Raw genomic sequence first — 16,826 nt, forward strand, 5'->3', positions numbered from 1 at the left:
TTTTGTTGCACTCAAGGTTGGCGTAACCTGCCAATGCATAAATTCAGGGTTAAAATATTTGCTTTTTCAATGTTCAAAGGGACATATTTTTTTATATCAGTTTTTCATACCAAACTTTACACTACCATTAGTCATGGTATTAAAGAAGGTATGGGAAGAAGTATGGCAACCATTAAAAAAGCAGTTCAAGCCGGTTACTGGCATCTGTACCGATATAACCCGACTTTAAAGGAGCAGGGAAAGAATCCGTTTATCTTAGATTCTAAGGAACCATCAGAAAGCTTCCGTGACTTCATTATGGGACAAATTCGTTATAGTGCACTGGAAAAGACTTTCCCTGAGCAGGCAGAGGAATTATTTAAGCAAGCAGAGAGATTAGCGAGAGAACGCTATGAAATCTATAAGCAGATAGCTCAACAAGAACCGATTACTGTCTAATAATAAGGATTTTGGTTATAAAATATAGCAGGATATAATATGAGATTGTATAAATTAAAATTGAGATAGTAAGATAAATATAAACAGGATAGTATATAAAAAGGGCTGTTGTATCATGGATATGCTGGGAGTATGCTCTCAAAAGATTCATTTGCAACAAGCCTTTTTTATGATATAGGATTAGGGTGTCACAAGGACTATAATAAAGTAACAAACGTCAATTTACACAATTTTAGTTATTGAATTCGTGAACAAAACACAGTTTATGTGCAACACGCTCTCGCTTAGATGAAGTACAAAGTGGTACATAAGACCGAACACACGCGAACTAAGTACGAACGACTTCATAACAGTTGCTCATTAAACTGTGTTTACTTCACTTTGAATAGAGAAAGCTATGTGCAAATTGACAAATTCAAGTTAAAAGAAGGCTTTTGACACCCTAATCGACATAGATAATTCCTCCGAATTCCCTATATCATAAAAATTGAAAGAAACGTAACAGATGTCATGAAAAACCAATATTTTAACATAGTTTTGGTATCCTTGGAATCAATGGAGAACGGAACCTTTTTCTTCCGAATTAATTGGTAATATATAGGTAATTTACTACTATTTACATGGAGGAAATCGACAATCCTTCTTTGTTTTCAATAGATTTGTGGTATAATGAAACTGTCTAATGAAATCATTTTATGTGGTCATTTTAAAATACAATTGAAGAGGGGTGGCATTGCGTGATAGGATTATCAATGAAATCCAGTACTACAACAATGAGCAGTGAAAAGATCCAAGTAGTTTATAATCTTATTTTTAAGAATGCCTTGTATAGTCTTGAATGTTACAAGGAAGGAAACAATAAAACGGACCTTAATAATTATTGCCTTATAGAAGATATCACAGATGATGAAGGAGAAGCAGAGGCTTTTCTCTATACCATGGTGAAGGGAAAGGTTTTTCCGATACATATCAAGGATATGGTAGAAGACTATTTCAGAGTCTAAAACTTATCTTTCTGAGATTTTGTCATATCAAAAACAAGTGCGTTTCAAATTATACCATAGATATAAGATTATGGCTACATAAGATTTACCATGACTTAAAAAAAGACTGTCCCAAAGAGGCTGTTGCAAAAATGTAACTTTAGGGTGTATGACTTACCTTGTACACCCTGCTTAACCGTTTTTCAACAACCTTTATGCAACAGTCTTTTTTTAATACGATTTTTTATATAGGGTAAATAAAATAATAGTTCAAAAACGACCTATACTAATTTATTTTCACTTATAATTAATAATCTTAAATATGCATAATTTAAGGGAACCAAGGGAAAATATAGAGGTACGGATTTTTATTAGGAAAGAAGGAAGTTTATGGAGAACTTTATTAATTCCTCACTGATTAAGGAATTATTCTCTCAAAGTAATGATGTATTAGTAAGGCCAATTAAAATAAATCAAAATAATATAATAATTCATATGTTTTGTGTGGACGGATTAATTAACCAAGCTTTATTGGATGAAGCACTACTGCGCTCCTTAAAAATTGATCCATATCTGGCGGAATGTAGGACCGAAAGAGAATTAATGGATTATCTACTGGGTGGAGGAGCTTACCATGTTTTTACAAAGGAAGAAAAGGATTATAACTTACTGCTAAAATATGTGCTAAGCGGTATGGTTGCATTTTTATTTGATGCTGAACAAAAGGCAATTGTATATGATATCAGAATGTTCGAAAAAAGATCGGTATCCGAACCTCAGGAAGAAGGAGTAGTAAAGGGTGCAAAAGATTCTTTTATCGAAGTAATGAGAATGAATACGGCATTAATCAGAAGAAGAATTCGCTCAGAATATCTTGTAGCAGAAAACCTAAGTGCAGGTAGAATATCAAAGACCGATATGGCTTTACTATATATCAGTAATATCGCCGATATCAATACTGTCAACCGAATAAGAGATACCATCAATAAGATTGATATTGACAGTATCTCAACACCTGCGTTTATTGAAGAATATCTGATTGAAAATAAAAACAGTATATTTCCACAGATTATGTATACCCAAAGACCGGATCGGGTTGCGGCAAACCTCTCTGATGGAAGAATTGCATTAGTCGTCGACGGGCTTCCTTTTGTGTATCTGTTACCTTGCCAGCTTCCGATGTTGTTACAATCACCGGAGGATTATGCCAATCATTATCTTCTTGGATCTTCCCTTCGAATTATCCGATATCTTGCTATGATTGTGACAATATTCTTACCCGCATTTTATATCGCTGCCACGACCTATCAGAATCAGATGCTGCCTGTACAACTGGCATTATCTGTGCAGGCGGCAAAACAAAATGTTCCGTTTTCTTCCGCATCGGAGATTATCGGACTGCTTATTGCCTTTGAAGTATTAATAGAAGCCGGCTTAAGATTACCGAAGGCAATTGGAACTGCCCTTTCAATTCTTGGTGGTATTGTAGTTGGACAATCGGCTGTAGCTGCGAATTTGGTTTCACCGGCAGTCGTTGTAATAATTGCATTATCGGGCATAGCAGGATTTGTAATGCCGAATCAGGATTTAAGTAACGGAATTCGCTTAATCCGGTTTCTTATGGCGATATTGGCTGCATTTAGCGGATTTTTCGGGTTGGCAATAGGATTAATCCTAATTATTACACATTTATGTAGTCTTGATAATTATGGGGTAGCATATCTATCTCCATTTGTCGACGTGGAGGGTAGAAATCAAAAGGATACTTTGTTTCGTTTTCCAATACGGTTTTTTCTAAGAAGACCGGAGGATATTGCTAAGAAAAATAAGAAAAAACAAAAAGAACAGGAAAAGAGTGTTTAGATGAATAAAATATTCTTACTTTTATTTCCGTTATTACTCTGTGGTTGCTCTCATGATATGAATCGAAGAGAGATTGATGAAATTAATATTGTTTTGGTTTTAGGTATTGATTATACGGAGGATGAGTATACCTTAAGTGCCTTATATAAAACCGGTGGGGGCGCTGATCCGGAACAGGGAGGCAGTGCAGACCAAGAGGAGATAGCAGAGGGGTCCGGAAAAACTCCTTATGCCGCCCTAGAAGACCTGAAATTAAAGAATAAAAAGACAATAACCCTTGCCCAGACAGGAAGTTTTCTAATCGGAGATTCGGCTGCAAAGAATGGGATTGATACTTGTCTTGATTTTTTGTCACGGGATGAAACCATCAAGATGGAATCCTTAATTTTTGTTACAAAAAGTATAGATGCTAAAACATTTATCAAGAAGGGTATGGAAGCAAAACAGAAGATACACGAGGATTTAGAGGCAATAAAGCAAAAACAAAATGAGATGTTCACCAGACTGGATAACACACTGGTAAATCTCTTAAATGAAATGAAACAAACTAGTTCCAGTATTTTGATACCTTATCTAATCTCGGATGAAAGTAGTTTTTTGATAGAGGGGTATACAGTTTTGGATCAGATGAAACTTAAAGATTATTTAGATAAGGAAACCTCTACAGGTGTAGACTTCATTCGAAACATAATAAGAAGACATCCTATATTTCTTGAGGAAGGAGTGGGATTGGAACTATCTTATACAAGTACGGATTTAAAGACACATTTAAATGATAAAGAAGTTACAGTTATTATAAATCATGATTTTGAAACAATGATTAAAGAGGTAACTACCGAGGAAGATATATTTACCCGGAAGGGTCTAGATAAACTTACTCAGGCACAGAATGAGTATATTGTAAAGCTTTTAAAAAAGGCCACAGATTATTCAGTTAACAGTGGTTCTGATATTTTACAGATAGCCCGTTTGGTGGAATATAACCATGTTAGGGAATGGAAGGATATGGAGAAGGATTGGGTAGAAATAATACCGGACATTGAATATCAATATGTATTAAATTCTAAGATTGATAAATCTTTTATCCTGGGAAATGTGAGGTAAACGAATGATATATATTTTTGGGGTTTTATTGATTTATACGTTAATTAGAGAAAAAGATACACTGTTTCGAAAAAAACGTAATATGTTATTATTCTTATTTCTATCTTTTTTAGGGGGATTTTTGGGGGTTGTTCACATGCTTTCACCCCATGTCTCCAGCTTAGTATATATTGTAGAAAAATATATAAAATGAGGTGATTATAATGAACAAGGAAGTATCAATCAGACAAATAGCATACACGTATCTGTTTTTATCATTATCTCCGATACTTCGGCAGATACCATCCGCTTTGGCAGGGGAAGCAGGAAAAAGCGGATATTTAAGTCCTCTATGGTCAGTGCTTGTAATCCTACCGCTTACGGGGATTGTCATTATTTTGCTTAGGGAGTTTCCCGGGTTAAGCTTTTATGAAATAATGGAACAATTGATTGGAAGGTTTCTTGCCAAATTAATCATTTTAAGTTATTTGATATGGATTTTATTATCAATAACAGCTAAGATTAACGCATACTCTCTTACGATGCAATTTACCTTAATGCCCCATACCAGATCGAATTTTTTTATGGTTATATTGATTATATTAGTGTTTCATGCGTTAATGCGAGGTATGAAAACAATTTTTAGATTTTCAGAGTTTACCCTAGGTCCAATTCTTGTATTGTTTGGCATCTTATTCTTCTGCGCTCTAACCAGACTTCGAATGGACTATTTGCTTCCGGTTTCGACCATAAATTTACCTACAACAATGACTGCATCGAAAAATGTGATAGCAGTGGGTGGGAATATCATCATTGTGTTGTTTTTTGCTGATAAATTAGGTATAACCATATCAAAACAACAGATGAGAAAGCTTTGGTATGCAGCTGTAGTATTTATCGTCCTCTCTTTTGTTATTACTATATTTACTTTTGGTATTACCGGAGCAGATTTAGCCACAAACCTTCCGTTTCCTTTCTATATTACAGTGAAAAGTATATCTTTCTTTAATATATTTGAGCGGTTTGAAGTATTGATTACTTTAATTTGTATTCTTTCAGACTTTATTGCGGTATGTGTTTCAGCGATTATTTTATACAGATGTTTTATGTGGCTATTTCAATTAACTGAAATTGGCTATTTGTTTGTACCCTTAGCTATGATTGTTTATTATCTGACTTATTTTATCAGTAGTACGCAGTTTGAGTTTGATTTTTTATATCGTTATTTCATAGTCAATTCCAATATGATTTTCCAATATATCATACCTGCATTGATCGGTATTATTGGATTACTAAAGAGGAAGAAGATTGCAAAGCAATATTAGGAATGTTAGCTAGATTATATGAAGAGGGCTGTTTTATATATAGAAAGTGTAAGATGAAACAAGACATTGGTTCCCCACACACTCGTTGGAGTACAACTTCTATGAATTGTCTGCTTGGTTTACGTACATGAATGTACATAACAGTCAAACAATTTTATAGAAGTTGTTCACCAAATAGTGTATTAAGTGAAATCCAATGTCTTATTTCATCATTTTATAGTATAGAATAAAACAGTCCTTTGTACGTTTAAGCGATTAGATATAAAGTAGACGAATTCTGAGTCTGGTTTAAACAAAAGAGATGTATATCATCCTTTATAGTATAGATCGAAGAAGAACTTAGCACGTAATAAGTGATTTATGAACTATAATAAAGTAGGCAAATTTTTCGCTCGGTTTAGAACATATGGTATGTATGATTATCACTTTATGGTTTAGATGATGCTATAGTAGGTTGATCAGGACATCTCATATACTTTTATTAGTTAATGATTACTCGTAGATGTGTATCTTGAATTCATCGTCATCGTATTTATAGATACTATGATTAATGTAATGTTCTGCAATTGGGTCAACGAATTGATAAACTCTATGATATTCCTTGGTTGCTTGATTTTTAACGGTTTCACATCGGTTGTGATATAGAAATAGGATTAGGTCATAGCAGTCAATCCAGATTTCTGCAAGGGCTTCCTTTTGTGATTCATCAAAGACTAATTGAAGACCAAAATGCAAATGAGGGGTACGGATATTATTGGAGTTTTCACTGGTGCTGTAGCCGGTTCTTCCAAGATATCCGATGACATCCCCGGCCTGAACGATGCTTCCTACTTTTAGAGATTTATTGAAGGGGAAATTTTTACGCAGGTGGGCATAATAGTAATACCTTTTTTTATCAAAGCTTCGAATTCCGATTCTCCAGCCACCGTATTGGTTCCAACCAAGGGCCTCAATGTAACCGGATTCAACAGCGACGATTGGTGTTCCTACCTGACCCATCATGTCATGTCCAAGATGCTTTCTTTTAAATCCATAGCTTCTGGATACACCAAAGTCATCAAAATGACTATAGGGATAATATTTTGCTATAGGTAGAAAGGCTTTAAGACCATACTTTTTTTCCCACTTCTTACCTCCCGGACTTGCTTCGTCCGGCACTTCTATTTTATAATCGCCGACCATACCGCCAAGGACAGCTCCATAAGCCTCTAAATAATAATCATAATGTTTCATTCCATCGGTGATGGTTTCCATTGTTTCCTCTTTATCTCTTAACTTTTTCACAAGATCATTCATATGTTTTTCTCTATATCTGGAAAAATCTCCACCATACTTCGTACCCAGATATGCCAGAAGTTCAATCCAATTCAATTTCACTTCCTCAGTCTGGGACTCAACATCATATTTATAAGCCTTGACTAGGGCTTTATAGCAAACATCAAAATTGACCCATTTAATAAAATCCTTTTCTGCATCATACATGGATGCAAAGATAGCGGCCTTCTCCTCAAAATTTTGTTTGATAAGAACGGAAGAAAAAAAACATAAAAGAATTAATTCATAAATAACAATATGCTTAAATTTAGATTTAAAAACCATAAGGGTACAACATCCTTGTATTGAAACTTGTAACATTTTATGTGATAAATGAAACAAGTATAACTAAAATTCGCGAAAACAAAGTGAGCAATTAAGTAAGTTACGAGCGCCAAAACTGCTTTAGCAGTTTTGAGGACAACAAAATACACGCATCATCAAGCTTGCTTGAATGATTGCGTGTATTTTATTGTCCTTTAGAAGCTCTAAAAGAGCTGAAAAGAAGGCGCTCGTAACGAAAAAGGAAGCGAACGAGACCGCGATCCACGAGAAAGAATTTCGAGTGGATGAAGCGGAGTCATGCTTGAATGAAAGCGAGTATTTTATTATCGCTTGAAAGCTCTGAAAGAGCTGAAAAGAAGGCGCTCGTAACGAAAGAAGAAGCGAACGAGACCGCGATCCACGAGAAAGAATTTCGAGTGGATTTATATTTATTCAAAGATATCCCGTAACATCTTTTTATGATTTTTAAAATATATATTTACCTTATCCTTTGATTCATCATAGGTTGCCAATATGACTTCCTTAATATTATCAACATGATATTGCTTTAATTGTTCCTCCAACCACATAATATTTTTTCCGGTGCTTTTTAAATTATCTTTCATAACTTTACCATCGATGATAATATTAGAAAGGGGAACGCTTTGTATTACGTCAATGTTTAAATCCTTTGGTGTAACCGGCTGGTTTTTTGTCATTGGCAAGACACTTATATTACCGTTCGTTTCAAGATATATTGTGTGGACCTCTTCTAGATTATAATACCCACTGATTCTGCAAACAGATAATAATTCATCAATATCTAATTTTGCTTTTAATAAATTCTTTTCAAATATCTGACCATTTTGATAGAGTAGTATTGCCTGACCTTCAAAAAATCTTCTTAAATATATGGATTTACATGTCATATAAGATACAAAAATAGCAAAGAAAGTATAAATCAACATAGAAACCAGAGGTTCTATAATACTATCAGTTGATAGAATAGCCATCTCACCGGCAATAGAACCTATCGCAACACTGCTTACATAATCAAACATACTTAACTGAGACATTTCCCGATTTCCCATTAACTTTGTAACAGTGAATAATGCAGTGAGGGATACCAAGGTTGAAACAACAATTTTCGTGATACCCATAAAATCCTCCAAATGTAATTTAAATCTAGAAACATATCTAATAAATAGATCTTTCTTATTAGAATGACCAAATAAATAGAAAATATGAATGAGATCGCGTATGCTTTTTAATAAAAAAGCTGTTACATAATGAATAACGCAGCAAGGTTAGCTATCCCTTTATGCTTCGTTATACATCATGTCAACAGCTTAAGAAGATAAGTATTATTTAATTCTTATCAAGTACATCATTACATTCAGGATGCCTTTGAAACCATTCTCTGGCATAACTACAGGAAAGACGGGCTTTTAAATTGTTTTCCCTTAAGTGAGAGACGGTTTCCTCCATAAGCTTACCTGCAATCCCTTGGCCTCTTAAGGAAGGGCTTACATAAGTATGATCGATGATCACGGTATTATCGGAATGGGTCGGAAAGGTAATCACGGCCAGCATTTGATTGTCTTCATCAACCATATAGATACGATTTTTCTCATGTTCAAACATTCATTCATCCTCCACAGAAAAGACCATGCAGTAGGTGCGATGGTCTAATATAATTAATCCTTATTTATTACTCATCTTTCAGGTCAATTACACTAACCGGACAACCATCTCTGGATTCTTCAGCTCTTTCCAGTGCATCTTCAGGAATATCTCCTTCAATCGCTACAGAAACATCATCTTCATTATAACTAAAAACCTCCGGACATAAGTCAATACATAAACCGCAGCTGATGCAACCATCTTGATCAACATATGCTTTCATCGTTTATTTCTCCTTTCATGGTATAATACAATTCTACTATATTATTATAAATTTGGAAATGTATTATACAAATTATATGAAATTAGTCTGCAAAAATTAAATTGAATTAATCTCAATGTTTGTTTTTATAGGAACAAAATAAGGTTATAAAACAAAGTAGTAAATACAAAGTAACAAAAACAATGTAACAAAATATTGTATGTTATTTGACAGTAAAATAAAATACCGATACAATAAATCATACTAGACTTATATTAGACAAATTATAGAAAGGATAAATCGTATGGAAAAAGAATATTTTCGTCCGGGTAATATGCTATATCCAATTCCTGCAGTGATGGTCAGCTGTACAGATCAGAATTTAAAACATAATATTATAACGGTGGCATGGGCCGGAACCATCTGTAGTAATCCTGCAATGGTGTCTATCTCAATCCGTAGGGAACGATATTCGTATCAGATGATAAAAGATAGTCAGGAATTTGTGATTAATCTTGTAACACAAGATTTAGTCAAACAGGCAGACTATTGTGGCGTAAGATCCGGTAGAGATGTAGATAAATTTAAGGAAATGAAACTGACACCCATACAGGGTAAAGAAGTAAAGGCCCCACTGATCGGAGAAAGCCCTGTAAGTATCGAATGTAAGGTAAAGGATATCATTCCCCTAGGAACCCATGATATGTTTCTAGGAGAAGTAGTAAATGTAGCTGTAGATAAAAAATATATGGATCAATCGGGAAAATTCAATCTTAACAATTCGAGACTGATTGTATATTCCCATGGTGAATATTATGGATTAGGTCAACAGCTAGGTAAATTCGGCTATTCAGTTAAGAAAAAGAAGTAAGTGCTTTATAAAATTAGCATTTTGCTGTTTAGAATAAACATGGGAGTCTGTATCCTAATCTTTCGTAATCTCTACAGAAGGGACTCATACAATGCTTGAACTATAGTCGTAGGAAACGAGTACCTCTTAAGAAAATGTGAAGAGCCGGATAGTACTCCCATGAAAATACGCTTATATATTAATTCTATCGTAATTTAAGGCTTTTTTATTGACCCGGTTTACCTAAGTTTGCTTCAAAGTAATTTAGTAATCGGACCGGAGATTCCAGCACATCCCTACCTACATATAAAGAGCGGTCCGACTTTGTCATAACTGCCCATTTTACTAATGTAATGGTTCCATTAATTATTTCGATTGCTGTTATACAACGGGGATGAACACAACTACCATCATTAAAATAAAGAGACTCCCCGACATTAGGAAAAACAGGACGATGGGTATGACCTGTGATTACCATTTGGTTTTGTTTTTTTGACCAATCTATTAATCTTTTCTCAACTTTATTTTTCTTTTCATAGTTTTTTGCTGCACTGGTTGGGTCCTTTATCCCGATTAATTCTAACGGCCTCCATAGATAACGCACTAAAAAGCGGGACAACCTCCAAAAAGTATCGTTTAATATATCCGCTTGATGACCATGGGTGAGAAAAATTGTATAATCTGTGTTAATATAATTCAAAATCAAACCTTCTAAAAATTCTATTCCGGGGAACAGTGCAATTGTGGAGTTTACGCTATCGCAATAGAATGAGTAACATTTTGTTCTTGAATATCTTGGTTCTCTTTTCACGATATCATGGTTTCCGTAGAGCATATATAAGCGTCCGACTCGGTAAAATTGTGACATAAGCCAAAATGCATCACTATGGGTATTGATAATATTCTCAATTTTTCTGTTTTCCCATAACTCATCTCCGTCGCCTAACTCTATATAAGTATAACCTCGCTCGTAGTAATAGGATAGTGCCGCAAAAAACAGATTTTGATTTGCAAGGAAATTATCAGTCCAACCTCCATCACCACGATGGCAGTCACTCATAATAACAATTTTGGAACTGTCGTCAAAGGGAAGAACCTTAGATGAAGCTAGTACTTGGGATAATCGTTTTGAAGTAGACATTCCCTCACTCCCTTCATTCTTCATCCTTTTCGATAAAATCTTTAATTTTATTGTAGGCTTCGAATACTTTACGTGTTTTGCCAATATTTAAAGCACGGTCATACATATCCGGTGATTCGCTTCGTAATGCAGTCAACTTATCTACTGTATCAGTGTAAGCCTGCGTTAGCTTATTATAGGAATTACAAAAAGATCTGTTGTTCTTTTGAGCAAGAAACTCTGTTAATGGTTTTCTGGTAAATGGTTGCGGTGTATGAGGTTTATCAAAATGGATAAATACTCTTGGCCCTCTTACAGCAAATTCTTCTTCTGTATAACCTGCCTTCATAAGAGCTTTTGCGAATGCAACCGCCATAGGATAATCATATAAATCCATAATGATATCCATCGTCAGCTCTGATGGGTAAGAAAATTCACCCAATTTAAATCCCGTAATCCACCAATGGTAAGCACTTCTGGTAAATAATAGATTACCGTTTTTGCGAAAGGCGAAGGACATATTAATACGATCCTCATCCTTAAGTGCAAAATAAAATGTCCCATTGAAAACACCCGGAATATTTAGATCCGGACCGGTGGTATAATATACACCTACCTCGCCTCCGGTGGTCATCCCATATTGACCTTTCCAAAATTCAATGAGCCATTTTTTTCCGGCATATTCAAAATAAATCGGTTCACAATCTATAATCATGCTAAGTGTTGCACTAGCTTCGTCATAAAGTCTGCAATAGCCAAATTTCCTTTGCCATCCGTCCATAAGTGAATAGAAAAAATCCTGTAAAGGTTCATATGCAAAACCGAAGGGGGATAGATCCTTATTTAATATGGCCAAGCGTTCAGGATTGGTTCCTATAACATCGGTAATCGGACGGATTACTACCGGTTCTTGTTTCTTCTTTTTCTTTTTTCTAATCCGGTAGAAGATAGATACAATAAAAAGTAAACCCAATAAACCGAGAATAACTAATACTTTATTTTGAGTATATAAAAGCCAAAGCGCAGAAGCATTTACTATACCTGAAATCAGACTACCTACCTGTATTTCTAACATTTTATCAGCTCCTTTCATCATGTTATATATCATCATATTCGTGATATACCTTTGTTGTTAAAAATAATAAATTGCAGGAACCATATATTTTTTGAAGTTTGAAATAAGTATAGGAATATAATTATAAGCTTAGAGAATCCATCCAAAATGCTTTTAAAACATAGAATAAAGCTATGTGGTTGTGTGATCATTGAACAATGAGATATTGACATATGTCAAATAAGTAGTATAATTGTGTTGTTTGAAAATTACCTATAATATGCAGGAGAGGTGAAAGGATGCCAAGGCCTAAAAAATGCAGAAAAGTATGCAATTTACCGGATAGTGATCAATTTGGTCCTCTGAATAAGGCGCAGTGTAATAAACAATATGTAACCATGACGGTGGATGAATATGAGACGATCAGATTAATTGACTTGCACGAATATACCCAGGAGGAATGTGCCAACCAAATGAAAGTGGCAAGAACAACAATTCAGGCAATTTATAATGATGCCAGAAAAAAACTAGCCCAGTCATTGGTAAACGGTAATCTATTAAGAATTGAAGGGGGAGATATTCTTGTTTGTGATGGTCTTGATAAATCCTGTTGTAAAGGTAATTGTATAAAAAAGAGTGACTGATTTGTTACTAAAATCAAAGTAAAAGGAGATAAATGATGAGCGAGAACTGTAATATGAACTGCAATTCCTGTGGTGTGGATTGTACAGAAAGAAAAACAACGAAACCGGATTTTAGCGTACAACCCCATGAATTAAGCTGTATTAAAAAAGTTATCGGTATTGTAAGCGGCAAAGGTGGTGTCGGAAAATCCCTGGCAACCTCCCTTCTTGCGGTAACCATGAACAGAAGAGGGTATAACAGCGCCATTTTAGATGCGGATATTACCGGACCCTCCATACCCAAAGCCTTTGGTATTAAAGAAAAAGCAATGGGCAATGAACTTGGTCTTTTACCGGTGAAAACGAAAACAGGAATCGATATTATGTCAATTAATTTGCTACTAAATAATGAGACAGATCCGGTTGTTTGGAGAGGACCGATTATTGCAGGTACTGTAAAACAATTTTGGTCCGATGTTATATGGAATGATGTGGATTATATGTTTGTTGATATGCCTCCCGGTACAGGAGATGTTCCCCTAACAGTTTTTCAGTCCTTGGCTGTTGATGGAATTATTATAGTTACCTCTCCTCAGGAGCTGGTATCCATGATTGTATCAAAGGCAGTCAAAATGGCTGAGATGATGAACATACCGATATTAGGTATTGTTGAAAATATGTCTTATTTTAAATGTCCGGATTGTGATAAAGAATATCCCATTTTTGGTGAAAGCCATATAGAAGAGCTGGCAAAAGAACATAAAATTCCAGTATTTGCTAAGCTTCCGATTGATCCGAAGCTGGCTGCTGCCTGTGATAAAGGAATGATAGAGTTATTTGATGGTAACTGGCTTGACCCTATTGCAGATAAGTTAGAAAAGTAAACTTATCTGACTAACTCAATCGCATCGTGAAATCCTTCTGAATAGATGATTTCATAATCCTTCGTGATAAAAACACCATAGGTGTCCGGAATATCAGCAAGTAATTTTAGTCCTTTCTCTAAGCCCAAAGCAAAACAGGAGGTACTGAGACCATCACCATCTACTGATTTGTTCGATATGATAGTTACTGAGATTAAATCATTCTCATAGGGATAACCTGTTTCAGGATTTAGTATATGGTGATACAACTTTCCATCTAAAGAAAAGAAGCGCTCATAAATACCGGAGGAAACCACAGATACATCGGACAATTTCATGACTTCGATTGTTTCGTTCCTGTCTGCAAAGGGTTTTTGTATACCAATATGAAAGGGAGAACCATCGGGTTTATTACCGATGCATAATATATTACCCCCTAGATTTATCATTGCACTTTTTACGTTTTTGGATTGAAGATATTCCTTTACTCTATCTGCGATATAACCTTTCGCTATGGCACCAAGATCAATACGGATGTTTTCCTTCGAAAAACTTAATTCATTACCGTTTAATTGAATAAATTCATAATTTACCAGCTGTAAAGCATTATTTATATCATCTTCTGAGGGAAGGATAGGACTTAATCCGGTAAAATTCCACAAAGAACTGATTGGTGCAGTCGATATGTCAAAGGCACCTTCGGATAGTTTACTGTAAGATAATCCGTATGCAAGTAACTGGGAAAGCTCATTAGAAATTTGGCGTGTTTTCCCGTTAAAAGGAACCATACTATGGTTTAATGCATATAATTCACTGTCTTTCGCAGTACGGCTATAGATTTTTTCATAATGACGGATTAAGTCCATGCTTTCATCCAATAGGCTTTCTTCCTGCTTATCATATATGGTAATAGTAACTACGGTATTAAGGAGGAAAGCAGTTTTTGTTATATATGCTGATGTATTTTCTTTAGACCTTTCAATCGGGTTTAATCTAGAACAGCTCCAAAACATTAGAACGGATACAAGTATAAACAAAAAGGTTATTCGATGCTTCTTAAGTTTCTTTTTGTTTTTGTATTTAGTTAAAATATGCGTTTGGTCATTAGGTAACAATCCGGTAAATGAACAGAGAGCATGCTTACCATGCTTTTTTTGTATGAAAGGAATTTGAATTTTTAATATCATAGTTTCACCTATTACACTAATATTTTCGCTAGACTTTTCATAATATGGATACTATTTTAATGTGAAATAAATAATAAATAGATCTATTAAAACATTTCACGCTATCTTGCATTCATTGTATTTTAGTAAAATTAATGTGTCAAGAAAGAACGATTGTACTGGGATTTCTGGTAATAATTATTACCGGATTACAGGCTAAAAAGTGGAGATTTACTTGACTTTTTCCTTTGTTAGTATTATTATTGACAAGATATAAGTAGCTATAATGATAGATAGGATTATAAGTTTTCTTAACAATATCGAGAGGCTGGTATAGAATGAAACAAATAACTGAGCAACAAAAACGGAAGGATGATACATCGAATCAGCTGATTAGAAAACAAGATATTATTTTGATCGGTGCGGTATTGTTCCTTGGTTTAATAGTATTTATTGTTATGCAAATAACAAAAACTGAGGGAAGTAAAGTAAAAATATTTATAGATAACGTAGAGTATAAAACCTTAGATTTAAATATAGATATGACAGAAAAGGTGGAGCTTGACAACGGAGAATGGAATCTGTTTGAGATAAAAGATGGGAAAGTAGATATGCTTGATGCTAGCTGCCCGGATAAGATTTGTGTTAATCACAAAGATATTCATTATAATACAGAAGATATTACCTGTCTTCCTAATAAAGTGGTACTTAAAATTACCGGTGGTGAAGAGAACGAAGTCGATGCTGTGGCCAATTAATAAGGAGTTAAGATGAAATCAAAAAAAGTTGCAACCTATGGCCTGCTAGTTGCATTGGCCTTTATATTAAGTTATATTGAAAGTCTGATTCAGATCCCCTTTGCTGTACCCGGTATAAAATTGGGACTTGCCAATCTTGTAGTAATAACGGCTTTATACAGTATGGGAGCAAAGGAAGCTTTTGTTTTATCTTTAATACGAATATTACTCGTCGGATTTACCTTCGGTAACCCGTCTACCATGATGTTCAGTCTGGGTGGTGGATTACTCAGCTGGGCTCTGATGTCAATATTTAAATGGAGTAAGCTTTTTAGCATTGTCGGAGTCAGTATCATCGGAGGAGTATCCCATAATATCGGACAGATTTTAGTAGCTATCTTTGTTGTTGATAATATTAATTTGTTCTATTACTTACCGTTTTTATTGGTTTCCGGTGTTGTAACCGGAACGTTAATCGGAATATTAGGTGCTATGATTGTGAAAAGGATCAGAAACATATTAAGATAATATAATCCACAGAGAATAGGGAGTAACCATGGCGAAATTATATTTCAAATACGGTGTTATGGGCAGTTCAAAAACAGCGCAGGCATTAATTACGAAATTTAACTATGAGGAACGAGGTATGAAGGTCTGGCTAATTAAGCCGCAGATAGATTCTAGAGATGGGGAGGGTATCATAAAATCCAGAATTGGACTTTCATCAAAGGCTTATGTACTTCATTTTAAAGAAAATGTTTATGATACGTATAAAGAACTATCGGAACCGGTTGATGTTATCATAGTGGATGAGTGCCAGTTTATGTCTGAGGATCAGGTGAATCAGTTGTCTATGATAGTGATTGATTATAAGATACCTGTGTTATGTTTTGGTTTACGTACGGATTTTCGTACCAAGATGTTCCCCGGCAGTAAACGGTTGTTGGAGATTGCTGATTCCATTACCGAGATTAAAACGATTTGCTCCTGTGGAAAAAAGGCTACGGTAAATGTGAGAATGGATGAAAATGGCAAAATTATAACTGAGGGTGAACAAATACTAATTGGTGGAAATGACAGATATACGCCGATGTGTTATCAATGCTTTATTGAAGGACAAAAAAATCAAAGTAAGAATAATTTTAAATTTTTGGAATAATAACAATGAAAATAGGATGTTTATACTCTTGATATGAGTTATCATAAGATTTCAATTCATCCGTTAATGAAAGTAAGTTAAAGCATAAGCGGTTTATCA

19 protein-coding genes are annotated in these 16,826 nt (G+C 34.7%); 12 read left to right on the forward strand and 7 right to left on the reverse strand.

Going from position 1 to position 16,826, the window contains the following annotated elements; all coding sequences use genetic code 11:
• From I5677_RS10805 to I5677_RS10825, 5 genes are all read left to right on the forward strand, one after another.
• On the forward strand, nt 1-438 hold a 438-nt coding region (locus tag I5677_RS10805), incomplete at its 5' end, for a thiamine pyrophosphate-dependent enzyme (protein WP_243456570.1).
• A 737-nt stretch (nt 439-1,175) separates the two neighbouring features.
• Nucleotides 1,176-1,442, forward strand: coding sequence for a DUF6514 family protein (locus tag I5677_RS10810; protein WP_197661605.1), 267 nt, complete (start codon nt 1,176-1,178; stop codon nt 1,440-1,442).
• A gap of 369 nt (nt 1,443-1,811) precedes the next feature.
• On the forward strand, nt 1,812-3,284 hold the full coding sequence (locus I5677_RS10815) for a spore germination protein (protein ID WP_197661606.1): 1,473 nt from the start codon (nt 1,812-1,814) through the stop codon (nt 3,282-3,284).
• Entirely contained in the window at nt 3,285-4,388 is a 1,104-nt protein-coding gene (locus I5677_RS10820) for a Ger(x)C family spore germination protein (protein ID WP_197661607.1), read from the forward strand. It abuts the gene before it with no gap.
• Between the two features lie 203 nt (nt 4,389-4,591).
• On the forward strand, nt 4,592-5,692 hold the full coding sequence (locus I5677_RS10825) for a GerAB/ArcD/ProY family transporter (protein WP_197661608.1): 1,101 nt from the start codon (nt 4,592-4,594) through the stop codon (nt 5,690-5,692).
• A 492-nt stretch (nt 5,693-6,184) separates the two neighbouring features.
• Here I5677_RS10825 and I5677_RS10830 read toward each other — a convergent pair whose 3' ends face one another.
• On the reverse strand, nt 6,185-7,291 hold the full coding sequence (locus I5677_RS10830) for a M23 family metallopeptidase (protein ID WP_243456571.1): 1,107 nt from the start codon (nt 7,289-7,291) through the stop codon (nt 6,185-6,187).
• 305 nt (nt 7,292-7,596) lie between these two features.
• On the opposite strand from I5677_RS10830, the gene I5677_RS10835 reads away from it, so the two are divergent.
• On the forward strand, nt 7,597-7,740 hold the full coding sequence (locus I5677_RS10835) for a hypothetical protein (RefSeq protein ID WP_197661610.1): 144 nt from the start codon (nt 7,597-7,599) through the stop codon (nt 7,738-7,740).
• Here I5677_RS10835 and I5677_RS10840 read toward each other — a convergent pair.
• From I5677_RS10840 to I5677_RS10850, 3 genes are all read right to left on the reverse strand, one after another.
• Entirely contained in the window at nt 7,720-8,430 is a 711-nt protein-coding gene (locus I5677_RS10840) for a DUF421 domain-containing protein (RefSeq protein ID WP_197661611.1), read from the reverse strand. The genes I5677_RS10835 and I5677_RS10840 overlap by 21 nt on opposite strands.
• 208 nt (nt 8,431-8,638) lie before the next feature.
• Nucleotides 8,639-8,914: a GNAT family N-acetyltransferase gene (locus I5677_RS10845; protein WP_197661612.1), complete on the reverse strand. Its 276-nt coding sequence runs from the start codon at nt 8,912-8,914 to the stop codon at nt 8,639-8,641.
• Nucleotides 8,915-8,981: 67 nt separating this feature from the next.
• On the reverse strand, nt 8,982-9,176 hold the full coding sequence (locus tag I5677_RS10850) for a ferredoxin (RefSeq protein WP_197661613.1): 195 nt from the start codon (nt 9,174-9,176) through the stop codon (nt 8,982-8,984).
• 283 nt (nt 9,177-9,459) lie between these two features.
• On the opposite strand from I5677_RS10850, the gene I5677_RS10855 reads away from it, so the two are divergent.
• A complete protein-coding gene (locus tag I5677_RS10855) occupies nt 9,460-10,026 on the forward strand; it encodes a flavin reductase family protein (protein WP_197661614.1) in 567 nt (188 codons plus the stop codon).
• Between the two features lie 205 nt (nt 10,027-10,231).
• Here I5677_RS10855 and I5677_RS10860 read toward each other — a convergent pair whose 3' ends face one another.
• Nucleotides 10,232-11,146 carry a metallophosphoesterase gene (locus tag I5677_RS10860; protein WP_197661615.1) on the reverse strand — a complete coding sequence of 305 codons (915 nt, stop codon included), beginning with the start codon at nt 11,144-11,146 and terminating at the stop codon, nt 10,232-10,234.
• Nucleotides 11,147-11,159: 13 nt separating this feature from the next.
• Nucleotides 11,160-12,200, reverse strand: a complete 1,041-nt coding sequence (locus I5677_RS10865) for a DUF4474 domain-containing protein (protein WP_197661616.1) — start codon at nt 12,198-12,200, stop codon at nt 11,160-11,162.
• 278 nt (nt 12,201-12,478) lie between these two features.
• On the opposite strand from I5677_RS10865, the gene I5677_RS10870 reads away from it, so the two are divergent.
• Together I5677_RS10870 and I5677_RS10875 are read left to right on the forward strand one after the other, a co-directional pair.
• Nucleotides 12,479-12,823 carry a DUF134 domain-containing protein gene (locus tag I5677_RS10870; RefSeq protein WP_197661617.1) on the forward strand — a complete coding sequence of 115 codons (345 nt, stop codon included), beginning with the start codon at nt 12,479-12,481 and terminating at the stop codon, nt 12,821-12,823.
• Nucleotides 12,824-12,858: 35 nt separating this feature from the next.
• Complete coding sequence (locus tag I5677_RS10875; protein WP_197661618.1) at nt 12,859-13,686, forward strand: Mrp/NBP35 family ATP-binding protein; 828 nt, start codon at nt 12,859-12,861, stop codon at nt 13,684-13,686.
• 2 nt (nt 13,687-13,688) lie between these two features.
• Here I5677_RS10875 and I5677_RS10880 read toward each other — a convergent pair whose 3' ends face one another.
• Nucleotides 13,689-14,678, reverse strand: coding sequence for an FAD:protein FMN transferase (locus I5677_RS10880; protein ID WP_408632536.1), 990 nt, complete (start codon nt 14,676-14,678; stop codon nt 13,689-13,691).
• A gap of 491 nt (nt 14,679-15,169) precedes the next feature.
• Between I5677_RS10880 and I5677_RS10885 the strand changes: the two genes are divergently transcribed.
• Genes I5677_RS10885 through I5677_RS10895 form a run of 3 tightly spaced genes read left to right on the forward strand, consistent with a single transcriptional unit; the run spans nt 15,170 to nt 16,727 of the window.
• Nucleotides 15,170-15,589, forward strand: coding sequence for a NusG domain II-containing protein (locus tag I5677_RS10885; protein WP_197661620.1), 420 nt, complete (start codon nt 15,170-15,172; stop codon nt 15,587-15,589).
• A 12-nt stretch (nt 15,590-15,601) separates the two neighbouring features.
• Nucleotides 15,602-16,096, forward strand: coding sequence for a Gx transporter family protein (locus I5677_RS10890; RefSeq protein ID WP_197661621.1), 495 nt, complete (start codon nt 15,602-15,604; stop codon nt 16,094-16,096).
• 28 nt (nt 16,097-16,124) lie between these two features.
• Nucleotides 16,125-16,727: a thymidine kinase gene (locus tag I5677_RS10895; RefSeq protein WP_197661622.1), complete on the forward strand. Its 603-nt coding sequence runs from the start codon at nt 16,125-16,127 to the stop codon at nt 16,725-16,727.
• The last annotated feature ends 99 nt before the right edge of the window (nt 16,728-16,826 follow it).

Source organism: Mobilitalea sibirica, assembly GCF_015999265.1.
Classification (GTDB): domain Bacteria; phylum Bacillota; class Clostridia; order Lachnospirales; family Lachnospiraceae; genus Mobilitalea; species Mobilitalea sibirica.

Excerpts from the sequence above, each read along its gene's own strand:
- I5677_RS10815 (WP_197661606.1), top strand. The coding sequence starts at position 1,812 with ATGGAGAACTTTATTAATTCCTCACTGATTAAGGAATTATTCTCTCAA.
- I5677_RS10820 (WP_197661607.1), top strand. The coding sequence starts at position 3,285 with ATGAATAAAATATTCTTACTTTTATTTCCGTTATTACTCTGTGGTTGC.
- I5677_RS10825 (WP_197661608.1), top strand. The coding sequence starts at position 4,592 with ATGAACAAGGAAGTATCAATCAGACAAATAGCATACACGTATCTGTTT.
- I5677_RS10830 (WP_243456571.1), bottom strand. The coding sequence starts at position 7,291 with ATGGTTTTTAAATCTAAATTTAAGCATATTGTTATTTATGAATTAATT.
- I5677_RS10835 (WP_197661610.1), top strand. The coding sequence starts at position 7,597 with ATGAAAGCGAGTATTTTATTATCGCTTGAAAGCTCTGAAAGAGCTGAA.
- I5677_RS10840 (WP_197661611.1), bottom strand. The coding sequence starts at position 8,430 with ATGGGTATCACGAAAATTGTTGTTTCAACCTTGGTATCCCTCACTGCA.
- I5677_RS10845 (WP_197661612.1), bottom strand. The coding sequence starts at position 8,914 with ATGTTTGAACATGAGAAAAATCGTATCTATATGGTTGATGAAGACAAT.
- I5677_RS10850 (WP_197661613.1), bottom strand. The coding sequence starts at position 9,176 with ATGAAAGCATATGTTGATCAAGATGGTTGCATCAGCTGCGGTTTATGT.
- I5677_RS10855 (WP_197661614.1), top strand. The coding sequence starts at position 9,460 with ATGGAAAAAGAATATTTTCGTCCGGGTAATATGCTATATCCAATTCCT.
- I5677_RS10860 (WP_197661615.1), bottom strand. The coding sequence starts at position 11,146 with ATGTCTACTTCAAAACGATTATCCCAAGTACTAGCTTCATCTAAGGTT.
- I5677_RS10865 (WP_197661616.1), bottom strand. The coding sequence starts at position 12,200 with ATGTTAGAAATACAGGTAGGTAGTCTGATTTCAGGTATAGTAAATGCT.
- I5677_RS10870 (WP_197661617.1), top strand. The coding sequence starts at position 12,479 with ATGCCAAGGCCTAAAAAATGCAGAAAAGTATGCAATTTACCGGATAGT.
- I5677_RS10875 (WP_197661618.1), top strand. The coding sequence starts at position 12,859 with ATGAGCGAGAACTGTAATATGAACTGCAATTCCTGTGGTGTGGATTGT.
- I5677_RS10880 (WP_408632536.1), bottom strand. The coding sequence starts at position 14,678 with ATGTTTTGGAGCTGTTCTAGATTAAACCCGATTGAAAGGTCTAAAGAA.
- I5677_RS10885 (WP_197661620.1), top strand. The coding sequence starts at position 15,170 with ATGAAACAAATAACTGAGCAACAAAAACGGAAGGATGATACATCGAAT.
- I5677_RS10890 (WP_197661621.1), top strand. The coding sequence starts at position 15,602 with ATGAAATCAAAAAAAGTTGCAACCTATGGCCTGCTAGTTGCATTGGCC.
- I5677_RS10895 (WP_197661622.1), top strand. The coding sequence starts at position 16,125 with ATGGCGAAATTATATTTCAAATACGGTGTTATGGGCAGTTCAAAAACA.